The 12,272-nt window shown below is 65.2% G+C and carries 8 protein-coding genes; 5 read left to right on the top strand and 3 right to left on the bottom strand.

The window, feature by feature from the left end; translation table 11 throughout:
• Positions 1-33 precede the first annotated feature (33 nt).
• Genes D9X30_RS04775 through D9X30_RS04765 form a run of 3 tightly spaced genes read left to right on the top strand, consistent with a single transcriptional unit; the run spans position 34 to position 2,772 of the window.
• Positions 34-876 carry an IclR family transcriptional regulator gene (locus D9X30_RS04775; protein WP_153949229.1) on the top strand — a complete coding sequence of 281 codons (843 nt, stop codon included), beginning with the start codon at positions 34-36 and terminating at the stop codon, positions 874-876.
• 30 nt (positions 877-906) lie between these two features.
• Positions 907-1,719, top strand: a complete 813-nt coding sequence (locus D9X30_RS04770; protein ID WP_153949230.1) for an SDR family oxidoreductase — start codon at positions 907-909, stop codon at positions 1,717-1,719.
• A gap of 57 nt (positions 1,720-1,776) precedes the next feature.
• Positions 1,777-2,772: a tripartite tricarboxylate transporter substrate binding protein gene (locus D9X30_RS04765; protein WP_153949231.1), complete on the top strand. Its 996-nt coding sequence runs from the start codon at positions 1,777-1,779 to the stop codon at positions 2,770-2,772.
• Positions 2,773-2,801: 29 nt separating this feature from the next.
• On the opposite strand, the gene D9X30_RS04760 is transcribed toward D9X30_RS04765, so the two are convergent.
• A complete protein-coding gene (locus D9X30_RS04760) occupies positions 2,802-3,494 on the bottom strand; it encodes a winged helix-turn-helix domain-containing protein (protein ID WP_194946573.1) in 693 nt (230 codons plus the stop codon).
• A gap of 668 nt (positions 3,495-4,162) precedes the next feature.
• On the opposite strand from D9X30_RS04760, the gene D9X30_RS04755 reads away from it, so the two are divergent.
• Positions 4,163-6,859: a glycoside hydrolase family 18 protein gene (locus D9X30_RS04755; RefSeq protein WP_153949233.1), complete on the top strand. Its 2,697-nt coding sequence runs from the start codon at positions 4,163-4,165 to the stop codon at positions 6,857-6,859.
• 119 nt (positions 6,860-6,978) lie between these two features.
• Entirely contained in the window at positions 6,979-7,221 is a 243-nt protein-coding gene (locus D9X30_RS04750) for a hypothetical protein (protein WP_153949234.1), read from the top strand.
• Here the strand turns inward: D9X30_RS04750 and D9X30_RS04745 are convergent.
• Both D9X30_RS04745 and D9X30_RS04740 read right to left on the bottom strand, forming a co-directional pair.
• Positions 7,213-8,592, bottom strand: coding sequence for an MFS transporter (locus tag D9X30_RS04745; protein WP_153949235.1), 1,380 nt, complete (start codon positions 8,590-8,592; stop codon positions 7,213-7,215). The two genes, D9X30_RS04750 and D9X30_RS04745, sit on opposite strands and share 9 nt — an antisense overlap.
• Before the next feature lie 179 nt (positions 8,593-8,771).
• A complete protein-coding gene (locus D9X30_RS04740; protein WP_153949236.1) occupies positions 8,772-12,263 on the bottom strand; it encodes an ATP-binding protein in 3,492 nt (1,163 codons plus the stop codon).
• Positions 12,264-12,272: the final 9 nt, after the last annotated feature.

Here is a 12,272-nt window from a genome sequence, read left to right as displayed (position 1 = left end):
GCATCGGGCACGGAAACTGATATCAATCGCACCATGAAGCGCACGACCTCGATTCCGCAGCCGCCCGATTCCGCCCTTGTGTCGAGCGAGGCCGCGCACGCGATGGATGGCGAGGACCGCAACTTCGTCACGGCGCTGGCGCGCGGGCTGGAACTGCTGCGCGCCTTTGGCCCGGACGACGACTTCCTGGGCAACGCCGAACTGTCCCGGCGTACGGGTATTCCCCGACCCACGGTGTCGCGGCTCACCTACACACTGGCCAGCGTCGGCTATCTCGTCTATGTGGAAGACCAGGAAAAGTACCGCATCGGCCAGGGCGCGATGCTGCCCGGGCAGCGTTATCTGTCCGGCGCCGGCATCCGCAATATCGCGCAGCCGCTGATGCAGTCTCTTGCATTTGCGACGGGATGTACCGTGGCGCTGGCGGCGCCCGATCGGCATGACATGCTCTACCTGGAGGTCTGCCAGCCGCGTGGCGCGCTGGTCATGCGGCTCACGCCGGGATCGCGCCTGCCGATGGCGACGTCGGCCATCGGCCGCGCCTGGCTGGCTGGGCTGCCCGTGGCGCGGCGTACGGCCGTGATGACCGAACTGGAACGCCAGCACGGCACGCGCTGGCCCGGCGTGCGCACGCGGCTCGAACGCGCCATGCGCGAGCACGCGCGCCGGGGCTTCTGCGTAGCCCATGCCGAGTGGGACAGGTCGGTCAGCGGCGCGGCGGCGCCCGTCCGGCTGGCGGATGGCTCCGAAGTGCTGTCGATCAATATCGGCGGCGCGTCGACGCGGCTGTCTCCGGAAGTTCTCGAAGGTAACCTTGGGCCGCGCATTCGTGAGCTGGCCGACACACTTGCAACGCGGCTGTGGCAGTCCGCGTGACCGGATTCTGAAAACGAGAAGGAGATATCGATGGAGATTCGTAACAAGACTGTGATCGTGACGGGTGGCGGTACGGGCATCGGACGCGCGCTGGTGCTGGCGTTTGCCAGGGCCGGCGCCCGCGGCGTGGCCGTGGCCGACATCGATGCCGCCGGCGCCGCGCAGGTGGCCGCCGAAGCGGCCGCCGCCGCGCCGCAGTGCCAGGTGTTCTCGCAGCGGGTGGACGTCGCCGATGCCGCCGCGGTGCAGGGCCTGGTCGATACCGCCACGCAACGCTTTGGCCAGGTCGACGTCTTCTGCTCGAACGCCGGCATCATCCTGCGCAAGGGGCTGGAGGCATCCGCCGAAGAGTGGCAACGGATCTGGGACATCAACGTCATGGCCCATATCCATGCCGCCAAGGCCGTGCTGCCGCAGATGCTGGAGCGCGGCGACGGCTATCTGGTCAATACGGTCTCCGCCGCCGGCCTGTTGTCGCAGATCGGTTCGGCGCCGTATGCCGTGACCAAGCACGCGGCCATCGGCTTTGCCGAATGGCTATCGATCACATATGGCGACCGTGGCATCAAGGTGAGCTGCATCTGCCCGCAGGGCGTGCAGACGAAAATGCTGTTCGGCGAGGACGGCGAGCGCAAGGGGTTCCTGCAGGCGGGCTCGGTCACGCCGGAGCACGTGGCCGAGAAGACGCTGGAGGGCATGGCCGCCGAGAGCTTCCTGGTGCTGCCGCATCCGGAGGTGCTGGAATACTATCGGCGCAAGGGGCAGGACTATGATCGCTGGTTGCGCGGCATGCGTCGCCTGCACGACCAGGTGTCAAAGGAATTCGGCAATATTGCCGTGTAGTCGCAAGGCGATTGCAATTCCGGTATCTAAATAAAGAACGATTCAGGAGACAGAATCATGCGTGCTCGAATGATCCGGCGCCGGAAGGTGCTGGGGATGCTGGCTGCCACGGCCGCTCTCGCCGCCGTGTCCGCGGCCCCTGCCGTGCTGGCCGCAGACGCCTACCCGACCAAGCCCGTCCGCATCGTGGTGGGTTTTCCGAGTGGCGGGGCGCCCGATATCCTGGCACGCATCGTTTCCGAGAAATTCTCGCTGGGTCAGCCGGTGGTGGTCGACAACAAGCCCGGTGCCGGCGGCAATATCGGCGGCGAGGCGGTGGCCCATGCCGCGCCGGACGGCTACACGCTGGCCATGGGCACGGTGGGCACGCATTCGATCAACGGCGCGCTCTACAGCAAGATGCCGTATGACATGGTGAAGGACTTCACGCCGGTGATCCTGCTGGCGTCGACCCCCAACGTGCTCGTCGTGCACCCGTCGGTGCCGGCGAAAAACGTCCAGGAACTGATCGCACTGGCCAAGTCGAAGCCGGGCCAGCTGACGTTCGGCACGCCGGGCGTGGGGACGTCGCTGCATGTGGCGGGCGAACTGTTCAACACCATGGCCGGCACCAAGATCGTTCACGTGCCGTACAAGGGCCGGGCCATGGCCATTCCAGACCTGCTGGGTGGCCATATTACGATGATGTTCGACAACCTGCCCTCGGCATTGCCCGTGGTGAAGGAGGGCAAGCTGCGGGCGCTGGGTGTGACCAGTGCGCAGCGATCGGCATCGGCGCCGGATATTCCGACCATCGCGGAACAGGGGTTGCCCGGTTATGAGGCCACCTCCTGGTTCGCGATCTTCGCGCCGGCCCACACGCCGAAGGACGTGGTGGCCAAGCTCAACACCGAGCTGAACCGCATCTTCACGCAACCCGACGTCCAGGCCAAGTTGAAGACGCTGGGCCTGGACCCCGTGCTGGGCACGCCTGACAAGCTCGCCGACTACCAGCGTGGCGAGATTGCCAAGTGGGCCAAGGTCGTCAAGGATTCCGGCGCGAAGGCCGAGTAGCGACACGGAGCCAGGGCGGCGGCTAGCGGTCAGAGGACACGCGCCGCCGCGCCAGTCTGCGGACGAAAGCGGTAGCCCACCTTGGGCACCGCCGACACGCAACTGTCCAGGCCCAACGGATGCAGCGCGCGCCGCAGCCGCGACACCAGCTGCGTCAGGCAGTTTTCATCCACCATCGCGCCCGGCCCCCAGACCGCGGCAATGATCTGCTGCCGCGACATGACCTTCTCGCCGTGGTCCCTCAGCACGATCAACAGCCGTAACTCGAAGCGCGTGAGCTTGGCGATGACGCCGTTGCACGAGATGATGCCCTGCGACTCGTCGATATGCAGCGCATCGTCGATATCCGAAAACGCCGAGATTGACGATGTGGAGATCGGCATGCCCAGGCGCGCCAGCACATGAGCCAGGCCCCGCGCCTGCTCCAGCGCGGAATCCACCTGCGGCACCGCTTCCGGGGCGGGCGGGACCGTGGTGGTGTACGGCACCGGAATGAACCGATAGCCCTGACGCGGCACGGTCACGATATGGGCGTCCAGGCTGACCGGACTCAGCGCCTTGCGCAGGCGGTACACCAGTTGGACCAGGTAGAGTTCGTCCACCAGTGCGGCGCGTTTACCCCAGACACCCTTCAACAGGGAATCGCGGGATTTGACGGCGGCCTTGCCTTCCACCAGCAGGCGCAGCAGTTTCTTTTGCTGGCCGGTTATCTTGGCTACCACGCCGCCGCGTAATACACGGTCGGTGTCCCAATCAAAGAATACCGAATCGCTATTCCGGATCATTTCGATTACCCCATGTCGTCTGCGATGGACGACAAGCGTATCGACACGCAGAAATAGCTCCCATGGAAGATATTTCTTCGGAATCTGACCCGCACGGGTGACGGCTCAACGCCGTTCTCTGCCGTATATCGCCAATTATGGAAACAATGGACGGTGCAGTGGGTTCACCATCTTTGTCTGGATAAGGAATATCCGTGCGTGCTGATCGATTGTCAGGACAAGATGACCTGACGATATTAAAGTCCGCGGACGCGGGATACCGCCCGCATCATAACCCATTCGGGTATTAAGTTATTGCGGCAGTCAGGCATTGCGCGACCGATGGATTTGCGCGAATCCACGTCATCCATTAGCCGCGATGGGTCATTGCCGATCCATGTCCGGGGATTAGCGGGTATTGGTGCGGAAACCCGATTGCGTATATGCACGGGGGGAAATCGGAGAATCCGGGTTGAAACGGATATCACCGTTTATATTCCACGCCGGATCCATGTCATTGCAGTGGCCGGAAGAGAAAGATGCGTCTGGCCGCCGGTATCACGGGCCGGAATCAAAAAGGCGCAACACGCCGGCGGCATTCAAACCATTCTGCAAGGACAGATGTCATGACAAAGAAATCGTGTGACAGCAACGACCAACCGGCCGGCCAGGCAACCCAGGGGCGCGCCGGCTGGAACTCGCGCACATATCGCAGCGGGGACCCCTCGGATACGGAACCGCCGCGTGTGCCGCTGCGCCGCTTTGCCGGCGTGCGCAATGTGCTGGGCAGCGGGCGCAACAACAGCAAGCTGGTCTACGCGCAAGATCCGGGCGATCCCAATATTCCGGATTCGAAGGGCGCGTCGGACCGCACCTACAAGCAAAACAACTACGATCCGGCCACCGAGGTCGAGAAGTACTCGTACACCTCGACCCGTGTTGCCAAGCGCGTGTACAACACCTACGGTGCGACGCAGAAAGGTACGCAGGTTTTCGGCTACTACACCGACTGGTCGCAGTACGACGGCCGGCTGGATGGCAATTACGCCAATAGCGCCGCAGGCCGTGGCACCGACCTGATGCTGCTCAATGCATCGGCTTACGATCGTCTGATCATCGGCTTCGCCGGCATCGTGGGCGACACGGGCGAGAAGCAGTACACGATCGACCAGGCGGCGGTGGATTTTGGCAAGAAGCTCAACGAAGCCACCTTCACCGACCCGTGGGGCGATGTGGCGTCGTACCGCAACGTGGGCTTCAGCGGCTGGGTCAGCAACGACTACCGCGAGCTGTTTGACCAGAGCAAGGCCCAGGGCGTACTGGGCGGGCTGGCCAAACTCAAGCAGCAGAATCCGAACCTGAAGCTGTCGTTCAGCCTGGGCGGCTGGACGATGAGCGGCGCCTTCCACGCCGCAACGGCCGATGCCACGCGGCGCCAGACGCTGATCGAGAGCATCGCCTATATCTTCGACCGGTTCCCGATGTTCACCGAGGTCGACCTGGACTGGGAATATCCGGGCATGCCCGGCGCGGGCAATCCGCATGGCCCCGAGGACGCGGCCCACTTCCAGGCGCTGGTGCGTGGCATCAAGCAGCGCCTGCCCCACGTGCGGGTGAGTATCGCGGCGGGCGCGGCCATGGACACGATGATTGCCGCCGACATTCCGGGCATGCTGGCCGCCGGTGTGGAGGGCATCAACCTGATGACCTACGACTTCTTCGGCACGCCATGGGCCGAGAAGCTGGCGCACCACACGAACCTGTACGACTACGAGGGCAGCCAGTTCAGCATCGACAAGTCGGTGCAGTACCTGCTGAGCGTGGGCGTGCCGTCGAAGAACATCTTCGTCGGATACGCGGCCTACAGCCGCAGCGCGCGCAACGCCGTGATCGAAAGCTGGTCGCCGCTGGTGGGGACGTACAGCCCGGGTACCGGCACGACCACCGGTACCTACGAGTCGGGTGCGAGCGAGTTCTACGACATCCTGTACAACTACCTCGATCTCGAAAACCGCACGGGCATCAACGGGTTCAACGTGTACACGGACCAGGAGGCCGACGCCGATTACCTGTTCAATCCCGAAACCGGCCTGTTCCTGTCGATCGACACGCCGCGCTCGGTGAAGGCAAAGGGCGAGTACGTGCTCCAGCACAACCTGGGCGGCCTGTTCACCTGGACCATCGACATGGACAACGGCGTGCTGCTGAACGCCGCACGTGAAGGCCTGGGGGCGACGGTGAAGACCGAAGTCGTCGACATGGAGCCGTTCTACTTCGAAGGGATCAACACCGGCAATGTGGGCGCCACGGTGGCCGTGATCGAAGGGCCGACCGAGGCGTTCGAGGGTGACGAGGTGTCGTTCTCGGGGCTGCGCTCGCATGGCGCGGAGCCGCTCACCTACAAGTGGAGCGCGCCCGGCCTGACGTTCCTGGACGGCAAGACCTCCGCCGTGGTGGAGGGCGCGCTGCCGCTGGTCACCCGTACCTACACGGTGACGCTGACGGTGACCGACGCCAACGGCGAGACGGCCACCGACAGCCAGAACCTGGTGGTCAAGAAGAAGACCCAGGAGCCGCCTACTTCCCGGATCACCGTGCTGCTGGAATCGGGCACGCCGTACGCCCTGTCCGCCGAAGCGTCGTTCGACCCCGATGACAATCCCCTGACCTATGTGTGGGATGCGCCGGACCTGCCGTTCGACGGCAGCACCGACGAAACGGTGGAAGGCACCGCGCCGTCGGTGACGGCACCGACCGACTATTGGGTCAAGCTGACCGTGAACGACGGTACCGAAACCGACCAGAGCGCGATCTTCCTGACCATCGTGCCGGGCGAGGCCTCGGAAGGCGACGTGGTGGCCGTTATCACCGGACGGACCCAGGTCGAAAGCGGCGCCCCGATCCAGTTGTCCGCCGCCGACTCCAGCGGCCCGCCGCCGCTGCTGTTCTCGTGGTCGGCGCCGGGCCTGTCGTTCAATGGTGCGGATTCGGTCACGGTCAACGCCAACGCGCCGTTGGTGGATCGCGACACGATCATCGAGGTGAAGCTGACCGCCACGGGCCTGGCAGGCACGGGCGACAAGGACACCACGTCGGTACAACTGCGCGTGCTGGCGGGCGGCAGTTCGGACACCTCCGGCACGTGGCGTCCGCAATCGTACGAGTCGGGCGCCGAGGTGACCAACAACTACGAGGGCCGGGGGCTGCACAAGTACCGCGCCAAGTGGTGGGTGGGCGCTGACCAGGAGCCTGGCGATCCGAACTACACGTCGACGATCGAAGGTGGCGATTCCAAGCCGTGGCTCGATCTGGGCCCGGCCTGAACTGACCAGGAAGTACCCAGCCGGCGGGTAAGCCGGTAGCGGTTCCGGGCAACGCGCTGTCAGGCAGGACGGTGCATTGCCCGGTTTTTTTGTTGACTGGCCGATGTCACGAGGAAATCATGGCGAATCGATACGTGCGGAAGGGGCGCGGCATGGGCGGCGTGTTTGGCACGGCGGCGCTGGTGCTGCTGCTGGCGGGTTGTACCGTGATTTCGGTGGAAGGCGATCACAACCGGATTCGCGATGCCGGCGGCCACGGCGGCCTGGCGGTCCCGGCACCGGATGATGCGTCCACGTGGCACGAGCGCCTGGAGCGGATCGAGCGCGCGCTGGGCATGGCCCATCGGGACGCGCTACGCTGAGGGGCCCGTTGTATCCGTAACCTGGCGATCGCGCAACCGGCTCAGGCTGACAATGGCGCCGAGGGTGGCCACCAGGGCGGCCACATACAGCGCGGTCCGCGCGGCGTCGCCGCGATCCAGGCTGAACAGCACGGCAACGACGGCGGTGCCTGTGGTTTGTCCAAGCAGGCGCGTCGTGGCCTGTGCACCGCTTGCGCCACCGCTGCGCTCGTGCGGTGTGGCGCTGATCATGGCGCGGTTGTTGGGCGACTGGAAGAACCCGAAGCCGAAGCCGCATAGCGCGGTGCGCCAGGCGATGTCCAGGCTGCCGGCATCGGGGCTCAGCACCGCCAGGCCGACCAGCCCGGCAGCCAGCATCATCAGCCCCGTACCGGCCAGCACGCTGGCGGGATACCGGTCCGACAACCGGCCCGACAGGGCGGCCATGAGGGCCACCATCAGCGGCCACGGCGTGATCAGCAGGCCAGTCTCCGCCAGGCTGCGGCCAAGCTGGTATTCGAGGTAGAACGGCAACGCCACAAACGCCAGCATCTGCGTCATGAAGGAACAGAACGAGGTGCCAACGGCCAGCGTGAAGGCGCGGCTGGCAAACAGGTCTACCGGCACAAGCGGCGCCGGCTGGCCCTGCTGCCGGCGTACCAGCAGCCAGCCGAGCAGGATGGACAGCAACAGGCCGGTTACCCCTGCGATCCGCAACGTCTGGTGTCCCAGCCCATCCACGCCCAGCACGAACAGCCCGATCACCACGGCGGACAGCACGGCGCTGGGATAGTCAAAGGCGCGCGGCTGCGGCGGCGTCTCGGGCAGCGCGCGGCGCGATATTGCAAGCGCGAAAATGGCGACTGGCACGTTGACCGCGAAAAGCCAGGGCCAACTGCCGAATCCGAGGATCAGGGCGCCCAGCGACGGCCCCACGGCAATGGTCACCCCGACCACGAGCGCGTTGAGACCGATGCCGCGCCCCAGCCGGGTCGGCGGGTAGATATAGCGGACCAGTGCCGTATTGACACTCATGATGCCCGCGCCGCCGATGCCCTGGATGACACGCGCCGCCACCAGCACCGGCAGGTTGGGTGACAGTGCGCAGAGCAGTGACCCCACCAGGAACGTGGCCAGCCCGACCCGGTAGACGCGCTTGTACCCGAGGATTTCGCCGAGTGACGACAGCGGCAGCAGGAAGATCGTGACCGAGAGCTGATAGGCATTCACGACCCAGATGGTTCGTGCAGGGTCGCTCTGTAGATCCCGCGAAATGGACGGAAGCGCGATATTGGCGATCGATCCATCGAGAACGGCCATGACCAGGCCGCAAAACACTGTCAGGATTGCCCAGGTACGCTGGGGGCGCGGGAGACCTTGGTGGGACTGCATCGGGAGAGGACGGACGGCTTGCGCTGTTCTTGGAAAGCCCTGAACACGCAGTGGAATACCGCGACGGCGCGCTCGGACGCGCCATTATGGTCCGCCCGCACAAGCCATGCAACGACGGCAATCCTTTCCCGATGCATGTGTGGTGTGTTCGCACGGCAGCGCTGCCTTGTGCAGACAGGTCAGGCATCCAGCCCGGCGGTCTCGTCGCGGAACGTGCGCACGGCTTCATGCAGCGCAGTGCCGGCGGCGGCGATGGCCGGTGTCCACCCGCTGGCCTTGCTGCAAAGCGATTCCACCTGGCGGCACAGTTGCACCATGTTCTGCGCATCGATCACAAGAAAGGCACCGGCCGACCGATGCGCCCAATGGCGGAGCGCCACCGGGTCATGACGCAGCAGGATGGCTGCCAGCTCCGGGCCGTCGTCCTTCAAGTGTTCGAGCAGCATGCTCTTGTAGCGCGCAATTTCGGTGGATGGAATTGGCGGGTTGTCCTGCTGGCCGCTTGCCGGTAGGGCGTCGTGCGCGTTGGGATGGTCTGCGGCCTGGTTGCCCGGGATGGCTTGCAGCGCCTGTTCGAGCGCCTTCAATGACGCTGGCTTGGCGATATGGCCGGTGAATCCCCGGTTCCTCCACGCCCCCGCCTGTTCCGTGTGCGTGACCGCGCTGAACGCCAGGACCGGCACGACTGGATCGATGGCGCGGATCGCGGCAAGCAATTCATAGCCGTCCATGACCGGCATATGGACGTCGGTCAGGACGGCATCGAAGTGACCATGCTCGAAGGCGGACAGTGCCTGACGCCCGTCGCCAACCACAATCGGGTCCCATCCGAGGGCAACCAGTTGTTCGGCGATCAGCGCCTGGTTCAGCGCGTTGTCCTCGGCAACCAGAATCGTGGGGCGTGGCAAGTCGCCACCGGCGGACGCCGCATCGGGGCGAGTCGGGCCGATTTCCCCGTCGCGGTGCGCGTTGTCCAGGCTGTCGTCTGCGCTGGCGGCGGCGTCCGTGGCGTCGGCGGCGTCAGCCGGTTCCGCGTCCAGAGCGGCCAGTGTGCCTGCCAGGATGGCATTGTGGCTGAATGTCGAAACCTCGAATACTCCGTGGCCGCGGTCGGCAGGGTGCTCCGGGCCGTCCCGCGTCACCCACACCACGTTGGCCGGGTGCAACTGCCGAAGGTCCGCCACGGTATCGAGCCCGTATTCGCCGGTTACCACGAAAATATGGGGTCGATTGGCCCGTAGCCACGCCTGGGCGGCGCCGAGTTGACGGAACACGTCGCACCGCCAACCCGCGCGTTCCAGCCAGGCCTGCAGCATGGCACCCGAATCCGATTCCTGGCAAAGAATCATCGCCCGCGTGCCGCGCGTCACCGGGTCGGGCGGTGCGGTCTTCGTGGCCGTGGCGCCCAGTGGCACCACCACGGTGAACGCGCTGCCGACACCTTCGACGCTTTCCACCGTGATATGTCCGTTCATCAGTTCGGTCAGCCTGGCGCAGATCGACAGCCCAAGTCCGGTACCGCCATATCGGGCCGATGTACTGGCTTCTCCCTGGACGAACGGGTGGAAAATGCGCGCGACCAGTGCGGGCGGCATGCCGATGCCCGAGTCTCGCACGCGGCAGACCAGTAGGCTGCGATCCTGCGTGTCGGTGGTGACCTCGGCGCTGAGCGTCACTTTGCCGCACAGGGTGAACTTGAAGGCATTGCTGAGCAGGTTGTTGATGACCTGGGCAATGCGGGTCCGGTCGCCGGTCAGCACGGTGTCCAGCGTTGGCGAGAGATGCACGTAGAAGCGGATCGGCTTGCCCTGCGCCATCGGCGCATAGGACATCGACAGGCTTTCGAGATCGTCAATCGGCCGGAACGGTTCGGCAACCAGTTTCATTTCGCCGGCGTCGATCTTTGAAAAGTCGAGAATGTCGTTGACGATCCGCTGAAGCCCCTCCGATGCCAGTTGTAGCGCCCGAAGCCGTGGCGCCTGGGCTTCCAGCCCGTCCGTACGTGCCAATAGCTCCAGATTGCCGAGCAATGCGTTCAATGGCGTCCGGATCTCGTGGCTCATCGAGGCAAAGAAGTTCGACCGCGCGCGCATCATCGCTTCGGCCGTCTCGCGCGCCTCTCGCAACTGCAGTTCAAGCTGGTGCTGTGCCGTGATGTCCTGGACCGCGCAGAACAGTACCGATTCGTCGCGATATCTGGCCGGCGCGCAGGTCACCTGCAAAAACTGCCGTTGTGCCCCCGGGGAAGCTTCCTGAACCGGCGATGCCGGCGTGCCTGCTCCCGCCGTCGCTGCGGCGGGCACTGTCACCTGGACGATCGAGGCGAGCCGGGTCTGGCCGGACGAGGCGCCCTGATTGCGCAGCGCGTCCATGATGGACGCCGGCATGCGAGCGCCCTGGGTGCAGCCGAGTAGCGAGTCGGCGACGGCGTTCGACGTCAGGATCGTCTCGTCATGCTGGCGCACGATGCACAGCCCGATCGGCGTGGCACTGACCAGAATATGGTTGATGGTCTCGTTTTCGAGCGAACGCGCGGCTTCGGCGTGGCTGCGGCGCAGAAGATGGATGTCCCAGTAGCGCGCGGTCAGCACGATGCCAAGGATCAGCAGCAGCCCGGCGCCGAGCATGGCAAACAGTTCGGTCGCGATCGCATTCAGCAGCGTGCCGTACGAGAGCTGGTAGATCAGTGTGCCGAATGCGGGGTCCAGCGGCTGCACCAGCAGCAGCCCATAGCGTGTCGGGGTTGGGGTGTCGAGGGGAAGGCTTCTGGCATGCTGCAGGATTTGGTCGGACAGCGAGGTATCGGCATCCGGGGATACGTCGATACTGGCGTTGTCGCGATTCACCAGCCAGAGCGTGGCGGGATCGGGAGGGCGTGCAAGGCCGGCGAGAAATGACCGGGCCGGAATGCTCGCCGCAACAAGGATGGCGTGCCCGCTCCCGTCCGTGGCTCGCGCGTCCAGGGTCGCAATCATGGCGCGCGTGCGAAGAATCGGGTCGCTGACGGGTCCGACCCAATGCGGCGCCGTCAGGTCCGGACCCGCGCCATGGCTGGCGACGCCGCGCGCAAGGTCGTCTCGCAGGCGGGTCACGAGCGCGGCATCGATGTGCGTGTTGGGGGGGATACCCCCCGGAGACACCAGGATGGCGAACGACGCATCGGGCGCGACCACGTACGCCTGCATGTCGAGCCCGAATGACATGCTGGTAGTGAGCGTGGCCGTGGCGATCTGCTGCAGTTGCCAGATCCTGTGCGGCAGCGTGTTCGCCCAGGCCTCGCGCGCGGCGTTGGTCACCAGCAGCACATACTTCCCATCGGACGACCGCGCCGCACCGGTACGGCGGACCTGCGCAAGCAGTTCGGGGTCGGGCGGCGCATCGCTGGATGCGGCGAGATAGTAGTCGACAGTCAGTGCCGTACGGCGCAGGAACGACGTCTGGCTCTGCAGCTTCACGGAGATGCCGCTGACATATTGCGCGACATGGCTGCGGCGAGCATCGAGATGACGCGCGGCCGCCAGTCCGGCCAGCAACAGCCCGGACACGATGACGATGGCGATCAGCAGCCCGACGGTGGCGTAATAGAGTTGTTGCTGGCGCCGCGCGTTATGCGCGAGGGCGGCAAACGACTGCGCCAGGGACTCCTGGGTACGATCCAGTATCTGCTGCATGACGAAAGC

The sequence above is a fragment of the Cupriavidus sp. U2 genome, from assembly GCF_009663685.2.
Taxonomy (GTDB): domain Bacteria; phylum Pseudomonadota; class Gammaproteobacteria; order Burkholderiales; family Burkholderiaceae; genus Cupriavidus; species Cupriavidus necator_C.
The sequence above is the reverse complement of the archived record's forward strand: the minus strand, read 5'-3'. Positions and strand labels throughout refer to the sequence as shown.